The organism is Mycolicibacterium sp. HS_4_1, from assembly GCF_054515875.1.
The window spans coordinates 5,483,740-5,509,727 of the sequence record NZ_CM137261.1; the positions used below are offsets into that span (position 1 = coordinate 5,483,740).

The 25,988-nt window shown below is 66.9% G+C and carries 24 protein-coding genes; 13 read left to right on the forward strand and 11 right to left on the reverse strand.

The genetic code is table 11. From position 1 onward, the window contains the following. The first annotated feature begins 91 nt into the window (after window positions 1-91). Window positions 92-556, forward strand: a complete 465-nt coding sequence (locus ACX12F_RS26595; protein ID WP_459367233.1) for a guanyl-specific ribonuclease — start codon at window positions 92-94, stop codon at window positions 554-556. Further along, window positions 553-828 (forward strand): barstar family protein, encoded by a 276-nt coding sequence (locus ACX12F_RS26600; RefSeq protein WP_459367234.1) that lies wholly within the window; start codon window positions 553-555, stop codon window positions 826-828. The genes ACX12F_RS26595 and ACX12F_RS26600 overlap by 4 nt, the downstream gene beginning before the upstream one ends. A gap of 6 nt (window positions 829-834) precedes the next feature. Here the strand turns inward: ACX12F_RS26600 and ACX12F_RS26605 are convergent, their stop codons facing one another. The 3 genes from ACX12F_RS26605 to ACX12F_RS26615 are packed head-to-tail and all read right to left on the reverse strand — an operon-like array spanning window position 835 to window position 4,284. Next, window positions 835-1,959: a DUF4185 domain-containing protein gene (locus tag ACX12F_RS26605; protein WP_459367235.1), complete on the reverse strand. Its 1,125-nt coding sequence runs from the start codon at window positions 1,957-1,959 to the stop codon at window positions 835-837. 20 nt (window positions 1,960-1,979) lie between these two features. Continuing rightward, window positions 1,980-3,017 (reverse strand): aspartate-semialdehyde dehydrogenase, encoded by a 1,038-nt coding sequence (locus ACX12F_RS26610; RefSeq protein WP_459367236.1) that lies wholly within the window; start codon window positions 3,015-3,017, stop codon window positions 1,980-1,982. A 1-nt stretch (window position 3,018) separates the two neighbouring features. Next, window positions 3,019-4,284: an aspartate kinase gene (locus ACX12F_RS26615; RefSeq protein ID WP_459367237.1), complete on the reverse strand. Its 1,266-nt coding sequence runs from the start codon at window positions 4,282-4,284 to the stop codon at window positions 3,019-3,021. A gap of 107 nt (window positions 4,285-4,391) precedes the next feature. Between ACX12F_RS26615 and ACX12F_RS26620 the strand changes: the two genes are divergently transcribed. Beyond that, window positions 4,392-4,973, forward strand: a complete 582-nt coding sequence (locus ACX12F_RS26620; protein ID WP_459367238.1) for a nitroreductase family protein — start codon at window positions 4,392-4,394, stop codon at window positions 4,971-4,973. Here ACX12F_RS26620 and ACX12F_RS26625 read toward each other — a convergent pair. After that, on the reverse strand, window positions 4,970-5,470 hold the full coding sequence (locus ACX12F_RS26625; protein WP_459367239.1) for a hypothetical protein: 501 nt from the start codon (window positions 5,468-5,470) through the stop codon (window positions 4,970-4,972). The two genes, ACX12F_RS26620 and ACX12F_RS26625, sit on opposite strands and share 4 nt — an antisense overlap. A gap of 249 nt (window positions 5,471-5,719) precedes the next feature. Between ACX12F_RS26625 and leuA the strand changes: the two genes are divergently transcribed. Both leuA and ACX12F_RS26635 read left to right on the forward strand, forming a co-directional pair. Further along, window positions 5,720-7,558 (forward strand): 2-isopropylmalate synthase, encoded by a 1,839-nt coding sequence (gene leuA / locus ACX12F_RS26630; RefSeq protein WP_459367240.1) that lies wholly within the window; start codon window positions 5,720-5,722, stop codon window positions 7,556-7,558. Window positions 7,559-7,605: 47 nt separating this feature from the next. After that, entirely contained in the window at window positions 7,606-7,992 is a 387-nt protein-coding gene (locus ACX12F_RS26635; RefSeq protein ID WP_459367241.1) for an SHOCT domain-containing protein, read from the forward strand. Here ACX12F_RS26635 and ACX12F_RS26640 read toward each other — a convergent pair whose 3' ends face one another. Continuing rightward, window positions 7,993-8,661, reverse strand: a complete 669-nt coding sequence (locus ACX12F_RS26640) for a TetR/AcrR family transcriptional regulator (RefSeq protein ID WP_459367242.1) — start codon at window positions 8,659-8,661, stop codon at window positions 7,993-7,995. 138 nt (window positions 8,662-8,799) lie between these two features. On the opposite strand from ACX12F_RS26640, the gene ACX12F_RS26645 reads away from it, so the two are divergent. From ACX12F_RS26645 to ACX12F_RS26665, 5 genes are all read left to right on the forward strand, one after another. Beyond that, window positions 8,800-10,635, forward strand: coding sequence for a hypothetical protein (locus ACX12F_RS26645; RefSeq protein ID WP_459367243.1), 1,836 nt, complete (start codon window positions 8,800-8,802; stop codon window positions 10,633-10,635). Continuing rightward, entirely contained in the window at window positions 10,632-10,832 is a 201-nt protein-coding gene (locus ACX12F_RS26650) for a hypothetical protein (protein ID WP_459367244.1), read from the forward strand. Before ACX12F_RS26645 ends, ACX12F_RS26650 begins: the two co-directional genes overlap by 4 nt. Beyond that, window positions 10,829-11,239, forward strand: a complete 411-nt coding sequence (locus ACX12F_RS26655) for a hypothetical protein (RefSeq protein ID WP_459367245.1) — start codon at window positions 10,829-10,831, stop codon at window positions 11,237-11,239. The genes ACX12F_RS26650 and ACX12F_RS26655 overlap by 4 nt, the downstream gene beginning before the upstream one ends. Before the next feature lie 20 nt (window positions 11,240-11,259). Then, on the forward strand, window positions 11,260-12,540 hold the full coding sequence (locus tag ACX12F_RS26660; protein ID WP_459367246.1) for a hypothetical protein: 1,281 nt from the start codon (window positions 11,260-11,262) through the stop codon (window positions 12,538-12,540). A gap of 99 nt (window positions 12,541-12,639) precedes the next feature. Continuing rightward, window positions 12,640-14,091 (forward strand): carotenoid oxygenase family protein, encoded by a 1,452-nt coding sequence (locus tag ACX12F_RS26665; RefSeq protein ID WP_459367247.1) that lies wholly within the window; start codon window positions 12,640-12,642, stop codon window positions 14,089-14,091. 32 nt (window positions 14,092-14,123) lie between these two features. On the opposite strand, the gene ACX12F_RS26670 is transcribed toward ACX12F_RS26665, so the two are convergent. Both ACX12F_RS26670 and ACX12F_RS26675 read right to left on the reverse strand, forming a co-directional pair. Continuing rightward, the gene (locus ACX12F_RS26670) at window positions 14,124-15,548 is read right to left on the reverse strand and encodes an amidase (RefSeq protein WP_459367248.1); all 1,425 of its coding nucleotides are present in this window, start codon (window positions 15,546-15,548) and stop codon (window positions 14,124-14,126) included. A gap of 170 nt (window positions 15,549-15,718) precedes the next feature. Then, window positions 15,719-16,717 (reverse strand): DEDDh family exonuclease, encoded by a 999-nt coding sequence (locus ACX12F_RS26675; RefSeq protein ID WP_459367249.1) that lies wholly within the window; start codon window positions 16,715-16,717, stop codon window positions 15,719-15,721. Window positions 16,718-16,839: 122 nt separating this feature from the next. On the opposite strand from ACX12F_RS26675, the gene ACX12F_RS26680 reads away from it, so the two are divergent. The 3 genes from ACX12F_RS26680 to ACX12F_RS26690 are packed head-to-tail and all read left to right on the forward strand — an operon-like array spanning window position 16,840 to window position 19,933. Next, window positions 16,840-17,919: an SDR family oxidoreductase gene (locus tag ACX12F_RS26680; RefSeq protein WP_459367250.1), complete on the forward strand. Its 1,080-nt coding sequence runs from the start codon at window positions 16,840-16,842 to the stop codon at window positions 17,917-17,919. Between the two features lie 56 nt (window positions 17,920-17,975). Then, complete coding sequence (locus ACX12F_RS26685; RefSeq protein ID WP_459367251.1) at window positions 17,976-19,202, forward strand: MurT ligase domain-containing protein; 1,227 nt, start codon at window positions 17,976-17,978, stop codon at window positions 19,200-19,202. A gap of 59 nt (window positions 19,203-19,261) precedes the next feature. Next, window positions 19,262-19,933, forward strand: a complete 672-nt coding sequence (locus ACX12F_RS26690; protein ID WP_459370522.1) for a type 1 glutamine amidotransferase — start codon at window positions 19,262-19,264, stop codon at window positions 19,931-19,933. Between the two features lie 15 nt (window positions 19,934-19,948). Here the strand turns inward: ACX12F_RS26690 and ACX12F_RS26695 are convergent, their stop codons facing one another. The 4 genes from ACX12F_RS26695 to ACX12F_RS26710 form a co-directional block, all read right to left on the reverse strand. After that, window positions 19,949-20,704, reverse strand: a complete 756-nt coding sequence (locus tag ACX12F_RS26695; RefSeq protein WP_459367252.1) for a GAP family protein — start codon at window positions 20,702-20,704, stop codon at window positions 19,949-19,951. 105 nt (window positions 20,705-20,809) lie between these two features. Next, window positions 20,810-22,693 carry an acetate--CoA ligase gene (locus ACX12F_RS26700; protein WP_459367253.1) on the reverse strand — a complete coding sequence of 628 codons (1,884 nt, stop codon included), beginning with the start codon at window positions 22,691-22,693 and terminating at the stop codon, window positions 20,810-20,812. Further along, window positions 22,690-24,015: an aspartate aminotransferase family protein gene (locus tag ACX12F_RS26705; protein ID WP_459367254.1), complete on the reverse strand. Its 1,326-nt coding sequence runs from the start codon at window positions 24,013-24,015 to the stop codon at window positions 22,690-22,692. The genes ACX12F_RS26700 and ACX12F_RS26705 overlap by 4 nt, the downstream gene beginning before the upstream one ends. Window positions 24,016-24,091: 76 nt before the next feature. Next, window positions 24,092-25,672, reverse strand: a complete 1,581-nt coding sequence (locus ACX12F_RS26710; RefSeq protein WP_459367255.1) for an APC family permease — start codon at window positions 25,670-25,672, stop codon at window positions 24,092-24,094. Window positions 25,673-25,988: the final 316 nt, after the last annotated feature.

Sequence of the window (25,988 nt, forward strand, 5' to 3'; positions counted from 1 at the left end):
CGCGGTAGCGTGGCCTCTGTAGCGGAAGCATCGGCCGGGCTTTGGGGGCCGGCCGATGCTCCGATTTCGAGAACGCGGCAGAAAAGGTGCGATGTCCAGAACCATCCTGCGCGCCGTGGTCTTCGCGTGCGGCACCGCGTTGCTTCTGCCCCTCATCCCGGCGTGTGCCAGGCAGTCCGCCACGCTGACCGGGCCGGGTCCGACGGCCGCGTCGCATGCGCCGTCGGCAGGGCCGTCGTCGACGGCCAAGAGCACGTCCGGGCTGCCCGTCTGCCAGCTGTCGTCGCTGCCTGCCGAGGCCGGCACCACCGTCAATCTGATCCACCACGGCGGGCCGTTCCCCTCCTCGCGGGACGGCATCGTGTTCGGCAATTTCGAGCACCGGCTGCCCAACCAGCAGCGCGGTTACTACCACGAGTACACGGTGCCGACGCCCGGCGCGAAGACCCGCGGCACGCGGAGAGTCATCACCGGCGGAGAGCCGCCGGCCAACCCACCGGAGTTCTTCTACACCGGCGATCACTACGAGACGTTCTGCCAGATTGGAGGAGCGTGAAGACCTTCACCGTGCGTGGCGCGCACATCCGTTCCCGCGCAGACCTTTTCACCGAGTTGGGCCATGCGGTGGGCGGCCCCGGCGGCTATTTCGGCAGCAATCTCGACGCACTGGCCGACTGCCTCGGCGGCGACTTCGGCACCCCGGACGACGAGCCGTTCCGCTTCGTGCTGACCGACAGCTCAAAAGTCAAGAAGGCCTTGGACTCCCACACCTGGACCGGGCTGCTTGAGGTGTTCGACAGCGCCGGGGTCGACTTGGTGCTGCGCTGACGGCACCTACGGCTTGACCGGATTCACCGCGAACTGGATGACGCGGTACGGCGCGGTATCGCGTGGCGTGGTGTTCCACTGGCTGACCAGGATCCGCAGCTCGTCGAGCGTCGAGCCCGGAGAGATGTAGCCGCCGTACGGCTGGGCCAGCTGATTGTCCTGTGGCGCAGGCAGTTCGTCGGCCTGCTCAGGCCAGCCGCCGGCGACCACCACGGTGGTGACCGGGGCGGTACCCAGCTCGGTCGGCGTGTTCGCGACCCGGACCTCCATGTTGCCGGTGCTGCCGTTGAAGTAGGACAGCACGGTCTTGCCGTCGACCTGCTTCATGCTCATCTCACCGATTCGGTCGCCCCACAACGGGGTTGGCGGCTTACCCCAGCCCGCGGCAGCGGACCAGCCCTGCCAGCTGGACCGGTCGGTGAACGACTGCGGCATCGCGCGGTAGAGGAAGGCCGGACTGCTGCGGTCGAAGTTGTTGGCGACGATGTACACCCAGCCACGCGGCGAGTCGGCGGTGGGCACCGGGTCGTAGTACCCCGTGATCTGGCTCTGCGCTCCCCCGGCGTATTTGGCCAGCCGCACGGACCCCGGCACGGTCGGCCACGCCCCGCGCGCGGGGTCGGCCTTCACCAGCCGCGAACTGGCGGGCACCAGGTCCTTGGTGGTGGTGATCAGCACGTAGTTTTCCCTGTTGATGCTGACCACACCGGCCGGAAGTTGGGACGTGCCAGGAACTTTGGGGTCGGCCAGCAGTGGCTTGTCGATACCCGTGGCGCCGCGGTAGCGAAGTCCGTCGGGTGAATTGACGGAGTCGGTGTCGACATGCAGCGCGACGGGCGCGTACCAGCCGCCGAATCCGACACCCTGCCCCGCGAAGCTGTCGCCGCAGATTTCCAGGATGCCGCTGGGGAACTCCATGAACTCACAGAGATCGGTGGCCCCGATGCCGTAATCGGCTGTCGGCGTGCCGGTTCCGGCCACTGGACCGATGCGCGTCACTTCACCGACCGTCAGCGGTTTGAGTACCGGTGTGGGCACGGGCGCAGGCGGATCGGCCCGCGCGATCGGCGCCGCGACAATCAGGGCCGAAAACAATGAAATGGTTGCTGACACCCTGGTGGCAGCAACCATTTCGTCGATTTGGCGGATATCTACTTGGCGGCGAGCAGTTCGGCGATCTGAACAGTGTTGAGTGCCGCACCTTTTCGCAGGTTGTCCCCCGAGACGAACAGCGCGAGGCCACGACCGTCGGGCACACCCGGGTCCTGGCGGATGCGACCCACCAGCGAGTCGTCGGCGCCGGCGGCGGCCAGCGGCGTCGGCACGTCGACCAGCGAGACACCGGCCGCGTCGGCCAGCAGCTCGCGGGCCCGCTCCGCCGAAAGCGGCTGCGCGAACTCGGCATTGATCGACAGCGAGTGTCCGGTGAACACCGGCACGCGCACGCACGTGCCGCTCACGGCGAGCTCCGGGATGCCGAGAATCTTGCGACTCTCGTTGCGCAGCTTCTGGTCCTCGTCGGTTTCACCCGAGCCGTCGTCAACCAGCGAGCCGGCCAGCGGAATGACGTTGAAGGCAATGGGCGCAACGTATTTCACGGGCGCGGGGAACTCCAGCGCCGATCCGTCGTGCACCAGCTGCTCGGCGCCCGAGATCACCGCGCGGGCTTGCGAGGCCAACTCGTCCACACCGGCCAGGCCACTGCCCGACACTGCCTGGTAGCTCGACACGATCAGCCGGATCAGGCCGGCCTCGTCGTGCAGCGGCTTGAGCACCGGCATGGCGGCCATGGTGGTGCAGTTCGGGTTGGCGATGATGCCCTTGGGGAGGACACGGCCAGCTACATCCCGGTCGAAGTTGACTTCCGAAACCACCAGCGGCACATCGGGATCCTTGCGCCACGCCGACGAGTTATCGACGACGATGGCACCGGCGGCCGCGAAACGCGGCGCCTGCACCCGCGACATGGTCGCGCCGGCGGAGAACAACGCGATGTCCAGGCCCGACGGGTCGGCGGTCTCACTATTCTCGACCTCGATCTCCTGGCCGCGGAACGTCAGCTTCTTACCTTCGGACCGCGCCGAGGCGAAGAACCGCACCGAGCTCGCCGGGAAGTCGCGCTCCTCGAGGAGTTTGCGCATGACCTGGCCGACCTGGCCGGTCGCCCCTACGACACCGATCGCGACCATGTCAGCGCCCCGTCCCGCCGTAGACCACCGCGGCCTCTTCGCTGGCGAAGCCGAAGGCCTCGTGCAGCGCCGCGACAGCCGTATCCAGCTCAGTGTCCTTGACCAGCACCGAGATTCGGATCTCGGAGGTGGAGATGAGATCGATGTTGACGCCGGCCGCGGCCAGCGTCTCGCAGAACTTGGCGGTGACGCCCGGGTGGCTGCGCATGCCGGCGCCGACCAGCGACACCTTACCGATGTGGTCGTCGTACAGCACCTGCGAGAAACCGATCTCGTCCTTCAGCGACGTCAGCTTCTCGACGGCGCCCGGGCCGTTCTCGCGCGAACAGGTGAAGGTGATGTCGGTCTTGCCGTCCTCCACCTTCGAGATGTTCTGCAGCACCATGTCGATGTTCACGTCGGCGTCAGCGACCGCGCGGAACACCTTGGCGGCATAGCCCGGAACGTCGGGCACGCCGACAACGGTGACTTTCGCCTCGCTGCGGTCGTGGGCGACTCCGGTGAGGATGGCGTCTTCCATGGGGATGTCCTCGATCGATCCTTTGACGATGGTGCCGGTCTTGTTGGAGTACGAGGACCGGACGTGAATCGGAACGTTGTAGCGGCGGGCGTATTCCACGCAGCGCAGCATCAACACTTTGGCTCCGCAGGCCGCCATTTCCAGCATCTCCTCGAAGGAGACGGTGTCCAGGTGGCGGGCATTGGGCACGATGCGCGGGTCGGCGGTGAAGATGCCGTCAACATCGGTGTAGATCTCGCAGACGTCGGCGTGCAGGGCGGCGGCCAGCGCCACGGCGGTGGTGTCCGAGCCGCCGCGGCCCAGCGTGGTGACGTCCTTGCTGTCCTGGCTGACGCCTTGGAAGCCGGCGACCAGCACGATCAATCCCTCGTCCAGGGCTTCCCGCAGCCGGGTCGGGGTGACGTCGATGATCTTGGCGTTGCCGTGCGTGCCGGTGGTGATCACGCCGGCCTGTGAGCCGGTGAACGACCGGGCCTGCGCGCCGAGGGACTCGATGGCCATGGCGACCAGCGCGTTCGAGATGCGCTCACCCGCGGTGAGCAGCATGTCCATCTCGCGGGCAGGTGGCGCCGGGGAAACCTGACGGGCCAGATCCAGCAGATCATCGGTGGTGTCGCCCATGGCCGAGACCACGACGACGACGTCATTGCCGGCCTTCTTGGTTTCGACGATCCGCTCGGCGACTCGACGGATTCGCTCGGCGTCCGACACCGAAGATCCGCCGTACTTCTGGACGACGAGCGCCACTGTTCGCGTTTCCTTCTCTGAATTGGCCAGCTTGCATTCGCATCAATGCTGCCCACAAGGATAAGGGAGGGGCGAAGCCGATTTTGTTGCCCGGTAGCTTGGCAGACGTGCATCGCGCGTCTGATCGACTCGCCGCGACGTCGGTCCCGATCCATCCCGACATCGCCGCCCGCTGGAGCCCACGTGCTTTCGACCCCAATGCCGAACTGCCGCATGAGGATCTGGCGGCACTGCTGGAGGCGGCGCGGTGGGCGGCCACCTGGGGCGGGCGCCAACCCGTGCGGTTCATCGTGGGGGTTCGGGGTGACGAGACGTTCGTCACTCTCGCCGGACTGCTGCGACGCGGCAACAGCTACGCCCATGCCGCGTCGGCGCTGATCCTGCTGTGCGCCGACGCGGGACCCGACGAGAAAACCGCGCTGTACAGCGCGGTGGATGCCGGTTCCGCGATGGCGAATCTGTCGGTCGAGGCAGTGTCCCGCGGCCTCATCGTGCATCCGATGGCCGGCTTCGACGTGCCGGGCGCCGCCGAGGCGTTCGGCCTGCCCGGGACGTTGCACCCACTGATGGTCATCGCCGTCGGCACCCTCGGTGACTACGCGCAGGCCGGTCCCGACATCGCCGAGCGCGACGGCCGGCCTCGTGAACGGCTACCGCTCGACGAGGTCGTCCTGAACTGGCCCGTCTAGAAGATGTCGGTCAGTTTCCGCTGTGCCGGGCAGGCGTCGGTCAGTGCCTTCATCTGCTCTGTGATCTGCGCGTTGATCGCTGACAGCTGGTAGGCCTCGGTCGGCGCGGGCGCGCCGGGCGCCCGGCCCTGCGCCGCGATCCGGTAGGCGTCCAGCGCCGAGGCGAATTGCGACGCCAGCGTCGCCAGCTGCACCGCGTGAGCCGCGACCTTGTCACCGGTGACCTTCTGCGCCCGCTCGGCCATGCCGTCCGCCCAGGCCCGGTAAGCCGTCTCCTCGGCGATGGTCGGAACACCGTTGCCGTTCTTGTCGATCTTCGACTCGATCTGCACGGCCTGCGCCTTGTTGTAGTCGAGCATGTCGCGCACCGGCTTGCACTCCGGTGTCGGCCCGCGGAACTCGGTCTGCCACACCACGAGGCCGACGACGACGGTGAGCGCGACCGCGATGCCGATCTTCCAGCTCCGGTCCAGGCTCAACAACCATCTCGTCAACACGGACGAACTGTATCGGCACAATCGGCGCCGCGGCCATTACACCTGGCCAGGAACTTGGCACGAGAGGGTTCGACCGGGTTTTGGGGAACTACTGGACCGGAGTAAACTCGGCAGTGATGTTTAACGCGCGGGTGCTCCTCCTCGGACGCCGCGACGGGGTCTGATCCGACCGGCCTCCCGTCGCGGGGGTTGACGATGCGCCGGTCCTGACCTTCTAGGTCCCATCCAGACAGACCGGAGCAAACCACCGTGACCACTTACTCTCCCGATTCTTCTGCCGATTCCTTCTCGTCGGTACGCACCATCACCACTCCGGCCGGCCCGCGCCGCGAAGGCCAGCCGGCCTGGAACACCCAGCGCAATTCCGCGATGCCCGTCAGCCGGTACCGCAGCTTCGCCGACGAGGTGCCGGGCGGGAGCCCGGCATTCGGTACCGCGAACGTTCCGTTTGACCGCACCTGGCCCGACAAGGTCGCCACCGCCGCGCCCGGCTGGTGTGCGGTCGACCTGCGCGACGGCAACCAGGCCCTGATCGACCCGATGAGCCCGGAGCGCAAGCGCCGGATGTTCGACCTGCTGGTCCGCATGGGCTACAAGGAGATCGAGGTCGGCTTCCCGTCGGCCAGCCAGACCGACTTCGACTTCGTCCGCGAGATCATCGAGCAGGGCGCCATCCCCGACGACGTCACCATCCAGGTCCTGACGCAGTGCCGGCCCGAGCTGATCGAGCGCACCTTCGAGGCGTGCAACGGCGCCCCGCGCGTGATCGTGCACTTCTACAACTCGACGTCCATCCTGCAGCGGCGCGTGGTCTTCCGCGCGGACCGCGAGGCCGTCAAGAAGATCGCCACCGACGGCGCGAAGCTGTGCGTCGAGGAGGCCAAGAAACACCCGGGCACGCTGTGGCGCTTCGAGTACTCCCCCGAGTCGTACACCGGCACCGAGCTGGCATACGCAGTCGAGGTCTGCAACGCGGTGGCCGAAGTAGTCCAGCCCACCCCCGACCGGCCGCTGATCGTGAATCTGCCGGCGACCGTCGAGATGGCCACCCCGAACGTCTACGCCGACTCGATCGAGTGGATGAACCGGCACCTGGCCCCGCGCGACTCGATCATCCTGAGCCTGCACCCGCACAACGACCGCGGCGAGGGCGTCGCGGCCGCCGAGCTGGGTTATCTGGCCGGCGCCGACCGCATCGAGGGCTGCCTGTTCGGCAACGGTGAGCGCACCGGCAACGTCTGCCTGGTGACACTGGGCCTGAACCTGTTCAGCCGCGGTGTCGACCCGCAGATCGACTTCTCGAACATCGACGAGATCCGACGCACGGTCGAGTACTGCAACCAGCTGCCCGTCGCCGAGCGCCACCCCTACGGCGGTGACCTGGTGTACACCGCCTTCTCGGGCAGCCACCAGGACGCCATCAACAAGGGCCTGGACCAGATGAAGGTGGACGCAGATGCCGCCGACACTGACGTCGACGACATCCTGTGGCAGGTGCCGTACCTGCCCATCGATCCCAAAGACGTGGGCCGCACGTACGAGGCCGTCATCCGGGTGAACTCGCAGTCCGGCAAGGGCGGGGTCGCGTACATCATGAAGGCCGACCACGGGCTGGTGCTGCCGCGCCGGCTGCAGATGGAGTTCAGCCAGGCCATCCAGAAGATCACCGACGGCGAGGGCGGCGAGGTCTCCCCGAAGGAGATGTGGGACGTCTTCAACGAGGAGTACCTGACGCCCATCACCCCGCTGGAGCGCATGCGCCAGAAGGTCGACGCATCCGAAGAGGACGGCGGCACCGACACCATCACCGCGATCGTCAAGATCGACGGTGAAGAGCGCGAGATCGTCGGCGCCGGCAACGGCCCGCTGGCGGCCTTCATCGACGCCCTGGGCGCCGTCGGGTTCGACGTCGACGTACTGGACTACTCCGAGCACGCCATGTCCGCCGGCGAGGAGGCCCAAGCCGCGGCATACGTCGAGGCCTCGATCGGCGGCAAGTCGGTGTGGGGTGTCGGCATCGCGCCGTCGATCACCACGGCGTCGCTGCGGGCCGTGGTATCTGCCGTGAACCGTGCCGCTCGTGATTAACTGACGGTCGCGTAGCTTCTGCGCGGCCGCCGACACGGAGGGAAACCATGAACTGGGGATCTAGCTGGGATTTTCTGTGGCACTTCCTGATCATCTTCGCCTGGATCGCGTACCTGCTGGTGCTGTTCCAGATCCTTGGCGATCTGCTCTGGCGTGACCACAAAACATCGGGCTGGGCCAAGGCGATCTGGGTTGTCTTCCTGATCTTGTTCCCGTGGTTGACGGCTCTGATCTATCTGATCGCGCGTGGGCCCGGGATGGCGGAGCGCGCGCGTGAAGCGGCCGCCGCGGCCAAGTCGGAGACCGACGCCTATATCCGGGAGGCGGCGGGCCATTCTCTGGCCCAGGAAATCGCCGACGCGAAGGCTCTACTGGACGCGGGGACAATCAGCCAGGCCGAGTTCGACGCACTCAAGGCCAAAGCGCTGTCCTGATCACCTTTCGGGGGTGCCCGGATCCTCGACGGCACTGAAGATCCGGGCACACCACCGGACTGTCTGTCCCGCAAAGTCTTCTGCGGTAACGGTTTTCGCGGGATCGAGCAGCCGCTCATTGAGCAGTATCGCGACTCCGCCGACGCAGAACAGTGCCGCATCGAAGCTCTCCTGATCGGCATCCTTGTTGGGCTGCAGCAAGGCCAGGACCGCGGCGGCCACGCGATGCTGGGCGACCCGGATGTGTTCGGCGACGGACTCGATGTGCCGGGCATCGGTCAGGAAGATCCGCACCGCCAGCGGATCGTTCTCGGCGTGCTCGATGAAGGCGGCCAGGGCCAGCGTCAGCCGAGTACTCACGCTGACCGACGGTGGTGAATTGAGGGCGCCCAGCATGGCGGCGAAGGGCCCTTCCAGCACGTCGTCGATCACGGCGCCGATCAGCGCACCGAGGCCGGCAAACTGCTCGTAGAAGTAGCGGTCGGTCAGTTTGGCGCGGGCCGAGACGGCGCGGACGCTCAGCGCGGACAGCCCGCCCTCGCGCCACAGCGCCTCGGCCGCGTCCAGCAGCAGCCGACGCCGCTGCGCCCGTCGCTCCTCCGCTGACCTGCCGGAGTACTTGCGCTGCGACGCGGTGCCCGAACCGGTGCGCGATCCGTCGTCAGCCATCTGGCGCAACCCCTCCCTCCGACTGCCACATGATGTCAAAATCCGGAGAAGGAAGACGGACTCCCGTTTCAAACGCGGTCTTCTGGCAATATTACCGACGAGTAAGGTTCAGGGTTCATCTACATAGTGGGGTGGAACATGGCAGCACAGCTCGCCGGGCAGGTCACCGTGGTGGCCGCAGCCGGAACCGAAGGCGGGGGCGCTGCCCTCGACCAAGTCATCGGGATGTCCGTGGCAACGGGCATCATCACCGCGGGCCTATTGTGGATCGGCTATCTGCATCGGCAGCGCCGCATCACCTGGCTGCAGGACCTGGCCGAGGCGGCCGGCCGCAAGATGAACCGGCCCAGCTGGGTGGCCCTGCCCTCACTGCTGTTCATCTCCACGATCATCTGCGCGATGTTCGGCTTCATCTGGGATGTCAGCCTGCACATCGGTAAGGGCCGCGATGCCGGCCCGCTGGCCAACCCCGCGCACTACTTCATCCTGGTCGGGCTGTTCCTGCTGTTCATCGCCGGATCGCTGTCGATCATCCTGCCGTACGACAAGCCCGGCCCGGCGGCCATCAAGATCACCAAAACCTGGTACGCGCCCGTCGGCGGCATCCTGATGGCCGGCTGCGGCCTGTACGCGCTGATCGGTTTTCCCCTCGACGACATCTGGCACCGCATCTTCGGCCAGGACGTCACGCTCTGGGGCCCAACACATTTGATGCTCATCGGCGGTGCCGGACTGTCCCTGGTGGCGATGTTGCTGCTGGAACGCGAGGGCGATATCGCGATGGGCGCCGATGCACCGCCCGCCCGCAACAAAGTGTTGCCGTACTTCGCCTTCGGCGGTCTGGTGATCGGCCTGTCGGTGTTCCCCGTCGAATACGACTTCGGTGTCGAACAGTTCCGGCTGGTGCTGCACCCCATGCTGATCGCCGCAGCGGCCGCCATGTCGCTGGTGGCCACCCGCCTCACGCTGGGTCGCTACGCCACGTTCGGCGCCATCGCCTTCGCGCTGTTCATCCGCGGCCTGGTTGCCTTGATGGTCGGGCCCGTCCTCGGTTCTCCCTACAGCTGGTGTGCGCTCTACCTGGGCTCGGCGATCGTGGTGGAACTGATCGGCCTGACGCCGCTGGCCGAGCGGCCCATCCTCTTCGGCGCGGTGGCCGGCCTGGGCGTCGGCACCGTCGGCATGTGGCTGGAGTCCTTCTGGGTCGACGCCATGTTCCGCACCCCGTGGCCGAACAGCATGTGGGGTGAGGCGCTGACGATGTCGACGCCAGTCGCGATCGGCATGGGCATGTGTGGTGCGTTGCTGGCCCTCGTGCTCACCGGCCAGCGCCTGCCCGCACGCCCGGTCGGCATCGGCATCGTGGTCGCCACGGTGCTGGTGATCGCCGGTGGCGTGGCCAACGGCCTGCACATCACCGTTCCCGAACACGCCCGCGCGCAGCTCACCCTCACCGACGCGCCGAGCCCGCAGGGTCAGCGCCTGGTCAACGCCGATGTTCAGATCACGCCCACCAACCTGATCGGCAACGACCCGGAATGGGTGACGTTGATGGCTTGGCAGGGCAAGCTTGACCACGAGCGCGGCCTGGTGGTCGACCACCTCCAGCAGGTCGGTCCCGGCCATTACCGGTCGACCCGGCCGATCCCGGTGTGGGGCACCTGGAAAACCGTGCTGCGCGTGCAGGACGGCCGGACCATGGCCGCGGTCCCGGTCTATCTGCCCGCCGATCCCGGTATCGGCGCCGAGGAGACACCGGCGATCTCGACGACCCGTGACTTCATGGAAGAGATCAAGGTTCTGCAGCGCGAACGCAACCTCGACGTCCCGTCGTGGCTGTACCCGGCGGCGTCCATGATCGTGCTGGTGTGCTCGCTGATCCTGATCGCCTTGCTGAGTTGGGGTGCGGGACGGATCAATTCACGCGAGCAGTTCAGCACCACCGAGACCAGGGAACCCGTCGGACAGCCGTGACCCATCTGGCCGATCACTCGCTATTGTTGGCACTGCCGGCGTTCGCCCCGGCGTTCGTCGTGGCCGGCGTGGTGGCCTGGGTGGCCATGCGGGACAGGCGGTCCCAAGGCCAGGACGAATCAGGCAGCTCAACCTCCGGCGGCGACGAAACCGATTCGGAGACAACAGGTTCGACTGATGAGGATGGTTCCCCGTGACCTTTGTGAAGACCTTCGCCGTGGCCGGCGTCGTGGCGCTGGCGCTCGCCGGCTGCGGCAAGAACGAGTCGGCGTCCGGCAGCTCTTCCAGCGCCACCGCAACGGGCACAACACAACTGAGCAATCCGCAGGCCCCGCCGGCGCGCGTCTACATCGACGTGACCATCGCGGGCGGTACCGCGACACCGATCAACCAGCAGGTGCAGGCCAAGCTCTCCCAGCCGATCATCGTCCGCGTCAACAGTGACGTCCCCGACCAGCTGCACGTGCACTCGAACCCCGAGCACACCTTCGACATCAAGGCGGAGAAGGACCAGCAGTTCCAGTTCACGGTGGACGTACCGGGCAAGGTCGACGTCGAACTGCACCACCTGGACAAGACTGTCGCCACCATCACGGTGCAGTAGACGTTGTGCGTCCCGACGCGGTGACCTCAACTGTCCTGGCGCACGGACTTGGCGGGTCCAGTGATCTTCCGATCCCGCTGACGTACGCCCTCATCGGCGCGGCGTGGGCGCTGACCTTCACCTTCGCAGTGGTGGCACTGGCCTGGCGCAAGCCACGGTTCGATCCGGAAACGCCAGGCCGGGCCTTGCCGCGGTGGGTGACAACGGCCGTGGACGCTCCCGCCACCCGGTGGACGGTCGGGCTGCTGGCCCTGTCGTTCGCCGCCTGGGTCGCGGTGGCCTCGGCCGTCGGACCGCCCGGTTCCGGCAACCCGCTGCCAGGTGTGTTCTACGTGCTGCTGTGGGTCGGAATCGTCGCGCTGTCAGTGCTTTTCGGTCCGGTGTGGCGCGTGCTGTCTCCGGTGCGGACCATCACCCGGCTGCTGCGACTGAGCCGGGACGCGTATCCCGCGCGGCTGGGCTACTGGCCCGCGGCGGCCGGCCTGTTCGCGTTCGTCTGGCTCGAGCTGGCCAGTCCCGATCCGGGTTCGGTTGTCGCCGTGCGAATCTGGCTGCTGAGCTATCTCGGGGTGACGCTGGCCGGGGCCGCGGCGTGCGGCACCCGGTGGTGCTCGCACGCCGACCCGTTCGAGGTGTACAGCGTCGTGGCTTCGCGGTGCGCTCCGGCGCGGCGGGGCGCCGATGGGCAGATCGCCGTCGGCAATCCGTTCAACCACCTGCCCACGTTGCCGATTCGGCCCGCCACGGTGACAGTGCTTGCGGTGCTGCTCGGCTCGACGGCCTTCGACAGTTTCTCGGCGACGCCGGCGTGGCGGGGTTTCGTCGAAGCGCATACGCATGGCGGGTGGCAAGTCACCGCGATGAAAACCGTTGGACTGGCGGTGTTTGTCACGACCGTGGCACTGTCGTTCAGCCTCGCCGCCCGCGCTACCGGCGGGGTGGACCGGGCCCGGCGCCGGCAGCTGCCCGGCCTGATGGCGCACTCCCTCATCCCGATCGTCATCGGCTACGTGTTCGCGCATTACCTGACCTACCTCGTCGAGAAAGGTCAGCAGACCGTGTTCCTGCTGCTCGGCCGGCACGACGCGCACGTGTACTACCTGCTGTCCATGCATCCATCGGTCCTGGCCACGACCAAGGTGCTGTTCGTGGTGGCCGGGCACATCGCCGGCGTCGTCGCCGCGCACGACTGCGCGCTGCGCGTGCTGCCCAAGCGGCATCAGCTCACCGGCCAGCTGGCGATGATGCTGGTGATGGTCGGCTACACGTTCACCGGTCTGTATCTGCTGTTCGGCGGATAACTCGCCAGCGCCCCGCCGAGCGACCGTTCGTCGCGAACCCTTGACAGCGACGACCCCGCGGATCAAAACTGAGGACACACGTCATCAGATGGGGGATTCATGACCGCCACAGTGCCCGCGGGACCGACACTCAAGCAGCTCCATGGCCGCGCATTCGCATCCCTGTACGACGAAATGGACTACCAGGTCGCCCGCATCGACGGCGCCCTGCCGGAAGAATTGACCGGGACGCTGTTCCGCATCGGGCCCGGCAAGTTCGAGGTCGGCGATACCGTGTTGAAGACCATGTTCGATGCCGACGGCATGGTGTCCCGGTTCGTCCTCGACGGAAAGACCGTCCGCTTCACCAACCGCTACGTGCGCACCAAGCAGTACCGCGGCGGCGACGTGATGAGCCAGCGCGGCATCACCACCAACGCCCCCACGCTGCGCGGCAATCTGCTCCCGCCGGCCAACACCGGCAACACCAACATGGCCACCATCTGCGGCGACCTGCTCGCCATGTGGGAAGGCGGGCCGCCCTACAAGATCGATCCCGACTCGCTGGACACGTTGGGGTACAAGCATTTTGACGGCGACCGGCTGGGCTACCTCGGTTCCTTCTCCGCCCACCCCAAATGGGATCCGCACACCGGCGAGGTCTACAACTTCGGCCTCGATCTGCTGCCCACGCCGCGGCTGCGGTGCTTCAAGGTGGATCGTGCCGGCCGCAGCCACCAGATCAGCTCGCTGAAGCTGTGGGACATGGTGTGGAACCACGACTTCGCGCTCACCGAGAACCACATGGTGTTCGTCCTGGATCCATTGCGGCCCAACATCCCGACGCTGTTGCGCACCCGATCCCTGGCACAGGCCCTGGACCATCAGGCCCGCAACGGGTCGACGCGCTTCGCCCTGGTACCCCGCGACGGCGCCAAGCCGCGCATCATCGAGCACGAAGCGCTGACCCACGTCCACGTCACCAATGCCTTCGAAGACGGCTCCGACACTGTGGTGGAGTTCTTCCGGTTCGAAGAGCCCGATGTCTGGCGCAAGCTCGGACAGGCCTGGCAGGAGCCGGCCGACCCCACCGATCCCCGCGCGCATCTGACCATCGACGAGTGGCCCCGCGGACACCTGTCGCGGTTCCGGATCAGCACGTCCGGACGCATCACCGAGACGGTGCTATCAGATACGGCGCCAATGGAATTCCCGCAGTACGACTGGCGCCGCTCGACACAGGAACACAATGTCACCTACGCCTGCAGGGCCACCGAGGACGTCGGCCACTACAACGCGGTGACGCGCATCGACCACCGCACCGGCGTGCAGAGCACCTTCGATTTCGGGCTGGCCCAGACCGGCGAGCCGTTGTTCGTACCCCGCTCCCGCACTGCCGCCGAGGACGACGGCTGGCTACTGGTGCTCAATCACGATCTGCGGAGCCATCATTCGCAGCTGGTGATCTTCGACGCCCGCACCATCGAGGACGGGCCGCTGGCCACCGCGCATCTGGAGCACCACCTGCCGATCGGGTTCCACGGCACGTTCAGCCGCCGCATGGCGGGCTAGCCAGGGGCACCCGCGCAAGCGGCACACCATCGTTACCGGGATTCCGGCTGCCGCCACCCCCCGAAGGCTTGTTCCAGGACGACTGCCGTTCCGATGGTGAGGTGATCGTTGCCAGGGCCACCGATCGCCTGCACCCCGTTGGGAATCCCATGCGGCGAATGTCCCAGTGGAATCTGGGTGACGGGCAGACCTGCAAGGCAGAAGGGCGCTACCGCATTGGTTTTCCACGGTCGTCCGGTCGTCCGACTATGCCGCGGGGCGGCGGTCGACATCGTCGGGTGCAGCACGACGCCATCACCGACCACTTCGGTGACGGTGTCAATCAGTTCCCGTGTCATCGCGGTCAAACGCCTGATGACCGGGCGAGGCAATGCCGACGCGAACATCTCGCCCAGAAGGAGCAGTCGCATTGCTGGGGTGTGGTTTCCGCGGTAGGCGAGCATTTCCCGCGGTGCCAGCGGGCTAGCCCCTTCCCCGTGAAGGGTCTCGCGGAAGGTCACCCCGGTCTCCTCGGCGAGGTGGATCGCCGCGAGGAATCCGGCATGGCGCAGATGTTTGACGTGTACGGACTCGACCCGCGCCCCGGCAGTCTCAAGTGCCTGGGCAGCGCGGTCCCGGGCCGCCAGGACATCGCGGCCGCAGCCGGGGGCGAAGCCGCCGTCGAGGAGAACGACACGCAGGCCCGTCAGGTCGGAAACCGGGTCATGGATCGGCATGTCGTCGGTCAGCGGGTCGATCCCATCCGGCCCCGCCATGATCCGCAGCAGCGGCACCAAGTCGCTGGCTCGGCGCGTCAGCACACCGTTCGAGCACATCCTTGCGACTCCGTGCGGAGGTGGCCATGCCCCGGTGAGCGGCAGCAGTCCCGTCGATGGGCGGTGTCCGAAGACGCCGCTGCACGCCGCGGGCACCCGGATCGAACCCAGCGTGTCCGTCGCGAGGCCGAACGGGGAACCTCCCGCCCCGATCACGGCACCCTCACCGCCCGAGGAGCCGCCGGCAGTGCGCCCGGGTTGGTACGGATTGTTGGTGCGGCCGTACACCCGGTTGGTGCTTTCGATCCACATGCACCCTTCGGACGTGTTGGTGACACCCAGATTGATGGCGCCGGCATCGATCACACGCTGTACCACCGTCGCCGACGCATCGGGACGGTACTCGGAGCGAGCGACCACACCTGCCGTGTTGGGCATCCCGGCGACCGCCAATGACTCCTTCACGGTGAACGGAACCCCAAGCAGGGCACGATCATCGGTGCTCGTCCCAGCCCGTATTTCGCGGTCGGCCTGATCAGCTTGAGCGCGCGCGGCGTCGAAGCGTTCGGCCACAACGGCGTTGATGACAGGGTTGACCGCCCGGATCCGGTCAATGTGCGCGTCGACCACCTCTCGTGAGGTGTATTCGCCGCGGCGAATACCCGCTGCGAGTTCCACCGCCGACGAATGGAGCAAAATCAAGAGGTAACTCCGATCACCAGGTCTGTGTCTGCAGCGTCGCGAAGAGCCGTCGCTCGGCTCTCGCACCACCGAAGTATGTCGCTGCGGGTCTGAATGCGGTGACTTGGGGAGATCGAAGTCGTCAGATGCCCCGGCGGAGCGGCCTTGAGCCAAGCGTGGGGAAAAGCGGGCTAAAACAACATGAACTGATCGCCGGCCGGCGTCCGGTCGACGAACTCCTCGACATCCGACCCGCCGACGACGCGGCCGAGCAGCGTCATGAAGTCCGTGTCGGAAACCAGCGGCACCCCGAGTTCCCTGGCCTGGTAGCCCTTGCCCTGAGCAGGCACCGGATCGTTGCAGATGACCAGCGACGTCTGGGCGTCGACGCTGTCGGAGTACGACAGCCCGACGTGCACGATGCGCTCGATCACTTCTTCGTGGGTGCGCACCATCTCGCCCGACAGCGCCACCCGCATGCCCTGCACCAAGGGTTGGCCCGGCATGAACCGGCCGGGGTTGGCATAGGCACACGGCAGCCGTGACGCCAGCACCTTCAGCGGCCGGAGTTCGTCATGGGTGATGGCGCCGCTGGGCCAGCGCTTGCGCCCCACATTGCGGATCGGCAGCCAGCGCCGGTGCTCGCGCGCCGCGGCCAGCGCCGGTTTGAGGATCTGGGCCAGCACCATGGCGTCGTCCAGCGCATCGTGCGGGCGAATTTGCGTCGCGCCGTAGTGGGTCGCCAGGGTCTCCAGGCGCAGGTTCTCGGTCCCGAGGTTGAGCCGGCGCGTCAGCTCGACGGTGCACATGACGCTGTCGACGGGCAGCACGGCGCCGACGCGTTCGCATTCGGCGGCCAGGAACGAGTAGTCGAAACCGGCGTTGTGGGCCACCAGCGTGCGGCCGGACAGCACTTCGACCAGATCACCGACGACGTCACCGAAGGTCGGCTGGCCCGCCAGCATCTCGGAGGTCAATCCATGCACGTGGGTGGGGCCGGGATCCACACCCGGGTTCAGCAGGCTGCTGAAGGAATGCTCGACGTTCCCGTCATCCCCGAGGGCCAGCGCCGCGACACTGATGACGCGGGCATGGCCGGGATCGAAGCCCGACGTCTCCACATCGACGACAGCCCAACCCGCGCCCGGCTCGGTGGCCGGTCGGCCCCAGCCGAGGTTGGTTTCGCCCACGTGGCAAGGATGGCACGGACCGCTGACAAGTCGAGCCATATCTGGTGGGCCCCGCAGCGTGTCGCCGCCCGAATCAGGCGATGCTCGCCCTCGGCGAGGCGGTCGCGGTTATCGTCACGGGCATGACCACGATCGACCCGAACGCGCCGGTACTCGTCACGGGTGCCAGCGGGTACATCGGCAGCTGGATCGTTCGCTACCTCCTCGAAGCCGGGCACACGGTGCACGGCACGGTACGCAATCCGCAGAAGCCAACCGGCCTGGAGCACCTCCATAAGTTGTCGGCCGACCATCCCGGCAAGCTCAAGCTCTTCAAAGCGGACCTGCTCGATACCGGCAGCTTCGACGAGGCGATGGCCGGCTGCGAGCTCGTCATGCACACCGCGTCGCCGTTCCTGCTGCAGGGCGTCACCGACCCGGCCGAGTCTCTCGTCCGGCCGGCGCTGGAAGGCACCCGCAACGTGCTGGATTCGGTGAACCGCACCGAGAGCGTCAAGCGCGTGGTGCTGACCAGCAGCGTGGTCGCCATCTACGGCGACGCCCGCGAATCCCGCGACGTCCCCGGCGGCGTGTTCACCGAGGACCAGTGGAACACCACCAGCAGCGTCGACCACCAGCCGTATTCGTACTCCAAGACCGTGGCCGAGCGGGAGGCGTGGCGCTATCAGGAGGCGCAGGACCGCTGGGACCTGGTCACCATCCACCCTGGCCTGGTGCTCGGCCCGTCGCTGACGAGTGCCAGCGACTCGGCGAGCCTGGCGACCATGAAGCAGTTCGCCGACGGCACCATGCTGACCGGTGCGCCCGAGTTGACCATGGGCGTGGTGGACGTCCGCGATGTCGCCGATGCCCACCTGCGGGCCGGCTACACCCCCGAAGCGCACGGCCGCTACCTCGTCAACGCCGCCTCGCTGAGCCTGCTGGAGATCGGCCAGATTCTGCGCGCGAAGTTCGGCGTGCTCTATCCGTTCCCGTGGCTGAACGTGCCCAAGGTCGCGGTAAAGGCCGTCGCACCGGTCATCGGGTTGACGCGCGATTTCGTCGACACCAACGTGGGCTACCCCCTGGTCTTCGACGCCAGCCGCAGCCAGAGCGAGCTTGGTTTGGTGTACCGGCCCATCGACCAGACCGTCACCGACCACTTCCAGCAGATGCTCGACGACGGCATCGTGCGCAAGCGGCCGAGTATCCGGCTGCCGTAAGTGGGCGCCCTCACACGTGTCGTCACATTCGGGGCCGTCCTCCTAGAATTCCGGGGATGATCACCGCACGAGGACGTGTCGCGCTGGGCGCGGGCGCCGCCGCCCGGTGGGTGTCGCGGGTGACGGGCCGCGGAGCCGGCGCCATGATCGGCGGGCTCGTCGCCATGAAGCTGGACCCGTCGATCCTCGGACAGCTCGGTTCCGGACGGCGCTCCGTCGTCGTCACCGGCACCAACGGCAAGTCCACGACCACGCGGATGACGGCCGCCGCGCTGGCGACCATCGGCCCCGTGGCCTCCAACAGCGAGGGCGCCAACATGGACGCCGGGCTGATCGCCGCGCTGGCCGGCTCACGCAAGGCTGAGCTGGCCGCACTCGAGGTCGACGAGATGCACGTGCCGCACGTATCCGACGCGGTGGACCCCTCGGTGATCGTGTTGCTCAACCTGTCCCGCGACCAGCTGGACCGCGTCGGCGAGATCAACCACATCGAACGCACGTTGCGCGCCGGGTTGGCGCGGCACCCGAACGCCGTCGTGGTGGCCAACTGCGACGACGTCCTGGTGACTTCCGCGGCGTACGACTGTCCCCACGTGGTGTGGGTCGCCGCGGGCGGCGGCTGGTCCGGCGACTCGGTGAGCTGCCCGCGCAGCGGCGAGGTGATCGTCCGGGAGAACGGGCACTGGCACTCCACCGGGACCGACTTCTCCAGGCCGACCCCGCAGTGGTGGTACGACGAAACGAATATCTATGGGCCGGAAGGCTTTACCGCGCCGATGATGCTAGCTCTGCCGGGCACGGTGAACCGCGGCAACGCCACGCAGGCCGTGGCTGCGGCGGTCGCCCTGGGCGCGTCGCCCGCCGCCGCGGTGGCGGCGGTGTCGACGGTCGACGAGGTCGCGGGACGGTACCGCACCCTGCAGGTCGGCGAGCACACCGTGCGCATGCTGCTGGCCAAGAATCCCGCCGGCTGGCAGGAGGCGCTGTCAATGGTTTCCAGTGATGTTGCGGGAGCGGTCATTTCGGTGAACGGCCAGGTGCCCGACGGCGAAGACCTGTCCTGGCTGTGGGACGTGAACTTCGAGCACTTCGTGGACTTCCCGGCGCCCATCGTCTCGGCCGGCGAGCGCGGTACCGATCTCGCGGTGCGGCTGGGCTATGCGGGCGTCGACCACACGCTGGTACACGACACCGTGGCCGCCATCAAGTCGTGCCCGCCCGGCCACGTCGAGGTGATCGCGAACTACACGGCGTTCCTGCAGCTGAATAGGGAGCTGGCGTGACTGCGGACGCGAGGAGCAAAAAGGCATCGGTCCAGATCGGCCTGGTATTACCCGACGTCATGGGCACCTACGGCGACGGCGGCAACGCCGTCGTCCTGCGACAGCGCCTGCGGCTCAGGGGAATTGACGCCGAGATCGTCGAGATCACGCTGAACGACCCGGTGCCGGATTCGATGGACCTCTACACCCTCGGCGGCGCCGAGGACTACGCGCAGCGCCTGGCGACCCGGCACCTGCTGCAGTACCCGGGGCTTCAGCGCGCGGCCGAACGCGGCGCCCCGGTGCTGGCCATCTGCGCTGCCATCCAGGTGCTCGGACACTGGTATGAGACGTCGTCGGGCGAGCGCGTCGACGGCGTCGGGCTCCTGGATGTCACAACCTCTCCACAGCCCGAGCGCACCATCGGCGAAGTGACCTCGGTGCCGGTGATCGACGGCCTCACCCAGAAGCTCACCGGCTTCGAAAACCACCGTGGCGGAACCGATCTCGGTCCGCTGGCCCAGCCGCTGGCACGCGTCGAGAAGGGCGCCGGCAATCGCGCGGGTTCCGGCTACGACGGCGTCGTGCAGGGCAGCGTGGTCGCCACCTACCTCCACGGCCCATGCCTGGCCCGCAACCCGGAGCTGGCCGACTACCTGCTGTCCCAGGTGGTCGGCGACCTACCGCCCCTCGACCTCCCCGAGGTTGACCTGCTGCGCCGCGAGCGCCTCGCCGCACCCCGTCGCGCTTGACCCGCGCGGCGGGAACTACGAGAGCAACCCGGTGCCCTTGGCCACGAACGCCAGGCCGACGAGCGTCATGATCGCCACAAGGATCTGCTGCTGGTAGCCGCGTGCCCAGTCGTGCACTTTCCGCAGCACCACTTGGGTTTTCGCCGGAGTGACGACGTTGCAGACCAGCACCATCTCGACCACGGCGAGGCTCATCACGATGAACACCATCGCGACACCGAGCTGCGTACCGATCGCGGCGCCCGACGCCAGGATGGTCGTGAGCGCGAACAGCACCAGAGACGGGTTCGGGCCGGCCCAGAAGCCGACCACCGCGGCAACCCACAGCGCGCCGCTCTCCCACGCGTGATGGGCGCGGGCCAGCAGCCGCTGAGCCGCCGACGCGCCCTCCAGCGGAGCTTCCCGCCCACGCTGCAAAAACTTTGAGATGGGCGAAACGTCATCGTCCGGCGCACGCTTGCGCGTCACTGTCCGCACCGCCACCATGGCCGCGATGGCCAGCAGCAGCGCGCCCGCAATCACCTGGATGTACCGCATCGTGGCGCTCGCGCTGGTCCGCGGGTTGGCCAGATCGTGTACCCACGCGAGATCGGTGAAGTGCAGCGCCAGCAGCGGGAGCAAGAGCAGCACGACGCTCGCGGTCACGCAGCCGACCCAGTAGACCAGCAGGTTCTGCGCCGGGCGCGGCCGCGAGATCAGCAACAAATTGACGCCGAGACGCACCGGATCGAACGCGATCGGCAGCGCCAGTACCGCCACAGAACCCCACATTGCCGCCAACTTACCCGTCCCGCCGAAACGGCATTCCAGCAGGAAAAGTACGAGTAGCCGCCTGCGGGGATACCGTTTCGGCGCAAGGGGCTGCGCCACGGGGTACTAGCTCGGCCGCAGCACCGGGATCAGCGCGTCGATCACCGAGCTGTCCTCGATGGTCGATGGGACGGCGTAGTCGGCCCCTTCGGCGATCTGCCGCATGGTCTTTCGCAGGATCTTCCCCGACCGGGTCTTGGGCAGGGCGCCCACGACCGTGACGTCATGGAAGGTGGCGACGGCGCCGATCTGGTCGCGGACCATCCCGGCGAGTTCCTGCTGCAGCACGTCATGGCCGATATCGACACCGGACTTCAGGACCACGTAGCCACTGGGGCGTTGTCCCTTGAGGTCGTCGTGGATGCCGATGACGGCACACTCGGCGATGGCCTGGTGCCCGGCGATGACCGCCTCGATACTCCCGGTCGAAAGCCGATGGCCCGCAACGTTGATCACGTCGTCGGTGCGGCCCAGCACCGTCAGGTATCCGTCGTCGTCGACGTAGCCGAAGTCGCCCGTCAGGTAGTAGCCGGGAAACGCCGACAGGTAGGACTGCACGAATCCCTTGTCGTTCTGCCACAACCCCGCCAGGGTGCCCGGCGGCAGCGGCAGCTTGATGACGATGTTGCCCTCGACTCCGGCCGCGACGGGGTTACCGGAGGCGTCGACGATGCCGACGCGGTAGCCGGGCACGGGGACGGTCGGCGAACCGGCCTTGATGGCCATCGGTTCGAGCCCACGCAGGTTGGCGCAGATGGCCCAACCGGTTTCGGTCTGCCACCAGTGGTCGACGACGGGGCGCTGCAGGACGGTCGACGCCCACTCGTAGGTGTCGGGGTCCAGCCGTTCACCGGCGACGAACAGGGTGCGCAGCGTCGAAATGTCATGTTCGGCAAGCATCGTCGCGTTCGGGTCGGCCTTGCGGATGGCGCGCAGCGCCGTCGGTGCGGTGAACAGCGCGTCGACCTTGTGCTGTTCGATGACCCGCCAGAAGGCACCGGCGTCGGGGGTGCCCACGGGCTTGCCTTCGTAGAGCACCGTGGTGGCACCGGCGATCAGTGGCCCGTAGACGATGTACGAGCTGCCGACAACCCATCCGATGTCCGAGGCGGTCCACATCACCTGGCCGGCGCTGATGTCGTACACATTCTTCATCGACCAGGACAGCGCGACGGCGTGCCCACCGTTGTCACGCACGACGCCCTTCGGCTTACCGGTGGTGCCCGAGGTGTAGAGGATGTAGAGCGGGTCGGTGGCGGCCACCGGTACGGCGGCGACGGGTTCGGCAGCCGCCACCAGCTCATCCCAGTCCAGATAGCCCGGATAATCGGTGGCGTCGCCGGCGATCTCGCCGCGGTTCTTCACGATCACCGTGGCCGGCGCGGCGCTGGTCAGCGTCAGCGCTTTGGCGACGGCGGGCAGGTACTCGACGGTGCGTCCGGGCTCCAGACCACCCGAGGCGGTCAGCAGGGCCACCGGCTGGGCGTCGTCGATGCGCGCGGCAAGCTCCTTGGCCGCGAACCCGCCGAAGACCACCGAATGCACGGCGCCGATTCGCGCGCAGGCCAGCATCGCGATGACCGCTTCGGGGATCATCGGCAGATAGATCACCACGCGGTCGCCCTTGGTGACCCCTTGTGCGACAAGCACTCCGGCGAAGCGCGCTACGCGATCGAGGAGTTCGGCATAGGTGAAGGACTGTTGTACACCGACCATCGCCGAGTCGTAGATGAGCGCGGTACGGTCCCCGTTGCCGGCCTCGACATGCCGGTCGAGGGCGTTGTAGCAGGTGTTGAGCTGCCCGTCGGGAAACCAGCGGTAGTGCGGCGCCGCCGATTCGTCGAGGGCGCGGGTCGGCGGGACGGTCCAGTCGACGGCGCGGGCGGCCGTGAGCCAGAACTCATCGGGCCGCTCGGCTGCGGCGTCGAACGCTTCGCGATAGGCGCTCACGCGAGCTCCTTGACGACGGCCGAGAACACCGTCATGAACCAGTCCAGGTCGGACATCGAGAACACCAGAGGAGGGCGCACTTTGAGGATGTTGCCATGCCCGCCGCAGACGGAGATCAGAACGCGGTTTTCCCGCATCATGTCGACGACGCGCTGTGCTGCGTCCCTGTCGTGCTCCTTTGTCGTCGGATCGGTGACGATCTCGATTCCGGTATACAGCCCGGTACCGCGAATGTCGCCGAGGAACGGGTAGTCCCTGGCCAGGGCCCGCAGCTCCGATCGCCATTGATCGCCCACGGCAACGGCATGTTCGGCGAGCCCGTCGCCCTGGATCACGTCCAGGACGGCCTGCGCGGCCGCCATCGATACCGGGTTTCCGCCAAAGGTGTTGAAGTAGGGGACTTCCTGGGCGAAGACATCGAGAATCTCCGGGCGAGCGGCCATCGCGGCAACCGGGATGCCGTTGCCCATGGGCTTGCCCATGGTCACCAGATCGGGCACCACACCGTGCCGCTGGAATCCCCACATCGCCTCGCCGGTGCGGGAGAAGCCCGGCTGGACCTCGTCGGCGATGAACACACCGCCGGCGCGGTGCACCACCTCGACAGCCGGCCCCAGCACCGACGGGTCGACGTAGATGCCGTCGGAGGAGAAGATCGAATCCAGCAGCAGCGCACTGAATTTGTGTCCGTGCCGTTCGAGATCGGCGATCGCGGCGCTGATCTGGTCGGCGAACCAGCGGCTCAGGTCCGCCGGATCGATGCGGTAGGAGTCCGGCGCGGGCACCGTGCGGACGTTGGTGCCCAGCGGCACCCCGACGCCCAGCGAGGGTGACATCGCCGAGATCAGCGCACTGTTGCCGTGGTAGGCCTCCTCGGTGACGATGACCCCGGTACCACCGCTGTACTGCTCGGCAACCCGCACGGCGAGGTCGTTGGCCTCGGATCCCGTGCAGGTGTACATGATCGTCGAGATCTCGGCTGGGAACGTCGCGAGCAGCTGCTCGGAATAGTCGAGGATGCCGCCGTGCAGATAGCGGGTGTGGGTGTTCAGCTCCGCCATCTGGCGCGTCACGGCGTCGATGACGCGGGGGTTGCAGTGCCCGACGCTGGCCACGTTGTTGTAGGCGTCGAGGTACTTGTTGCCCTCGGCATCAAACAAGTGCGCACCAGTGCCCCGCACCAGGTGGACGGGCCGGTTGTAGAAGAGCCGGTAGGACGGGCCCAGCGTCGATCGCCGCTTTTCGACCATGGTATCGGTGGTGGGGTCGAGTTCTCCCCCACCGGTATAGCTGTTGGAGTCCATGATTGTGGAGAAAGCCATCTTCATTGTCCTTGCGATAGAAGCGATCGACGCTAAATGACGACGCGCCGGCGATGCTGGATGGACGCCTCCGGCGTCAACGTTCGTCGTCGAGTACGACGCGGCCCAGCCGTTCGTAGCGCTGTGGGGACCGGGCCCGCAGCACGAGCGCCACGACGATGCCGGCGAGGCCGGTACCGCCGACGACCCAGGGGATCGATGCGAACACGATGTCGTCCTTCGCCGTACCTGCCGCGAACGACGCGTTCTTGATCAGCAGGTAGATGACGTAGAGCATGCCGATGCCGCCGAGTCCGGGGGCAACCAAGGTGCGGAACCAGTGCGCGGTCTCCGGATGTTGCTTGCGCACATGGAAATACGAGACGACGGAGAACGCGGCCAAGGCCTGCACGATCAGAATGGCCGCGGTGCCCAGGAGCGCGATGACGCCATACAGGTCACCGTAGGGATCGCGGCCGGTGCCCGCGAACCAGAGCACGATCACCAAGGCGACTGCGCTCTGGACGAAGCCGGCGACATGCGGGGAACCGTGGACGCCGTGTGACCGGCCGACCGTCTTCGCGGTGCCCGGCAGAACGTCTTCGCGGCCGATCGCGTAGATGTAGCGGGCTGCGCAGTTGTGGAAAGCCATGCCACAGGCGTAAGAGCCGGTGGCCAACAGGATCTGGAACAACGTCACGGCCCAGCCGCCGAGATGGTCGCGCACCGGGATCATGAAGATCTCGCTGGCGGTGTTCGTATTCTGAGCCAGGGCAATGGATTTGGTGGGACCTGTGCCGACGATCGCCAGCCACGACACCACGACGTAGAAGGCGCCGATGCCCAGGACCGACGACATGATGGCGATGGGGATGATCTTCTTCGGGTTCTTGGACTCTTCGCCGTACATGGCACTGGATTCGAAACCGACCCAAGACCAGAAGGCGAAGAACAAGCCGACGCCGGCGGAGCCCACGGCAACGACGGTGCCGCCACCGCTCAGATTCGGGACGACGGCGTCCAGTCCCTTCAACCCGTTGACCGGGTTGAGCGACCCGAACGACCAGCCCTCCGGGCCGCCGCCGGTGACGACGACCGAGCCGGCCATCAGAGTCAGCATGACGATCTCGGTAATCAACAGCACGCCAAGCACTTTCGCCGCCAGGTTGACGTCGAAGTAGGTCAGGACCGCATTCACCACGATCATCACCACCGCGAACAACACCCACGGCAAATGCACGTTGAACAGTGAGACGAACAGATCTCTGGAGAAGAACGAGAAGATGCCGACCAGCGCGGCTTCGAACACCATGTAGGCCATCGCGGTCAGGAACCCGGCCGACAGTCCGACGACCCTGCCGAGACCGTGGGAGATGTAGCCGTAGAACGCTCCGGTTGCGGTGATGTGCTTCGACATCGCCGCGTAGCCGACGGCGAAGAGCCCCAGCACGATGGTGGCGATGAGGTAGCCCGCAGGAGCGGCAGCGCCGTTGCCGGACCCGACGGCGATGGGCACATTGCCGACCATCGCCGTGATCGGAGCCGCGGTGGCCACCGCCATGAACAGCACACCGATCAAGCCGACGGCGTTGGGCTTGAGCCGCTGCACACCGGGGCCGCTGCCGGGCGGCACCGAAGTCGGTGGGGCGGTTCGTGGGTAATCGTCGATCTCACTCATGGGTGCTAACCGATCCGATCTGATGGGAGATGGGCCCGGCCGACGGTGGCCGGTTTTTGATTTATTTGGTCTGCTCTATCGAGCAGTGGTTGAGCTATCCATTGGACCAATGGACCCCCAGGCCATCGGCACAGCGCTATTGCTACCAGACCGGTCCGATCGGGTCAATACCTTCACTACCTGCGCACTCGTGACGGAACCGCCGTCGCGCTCCCAGCATTTCCACAGCGTAAAACCGGTGTTACCAATTTTCAGATTTGGTTCACTTTCGTTCCGGCATGGGGTACAACAGACCAGACCAAAACGTGACCGTGCC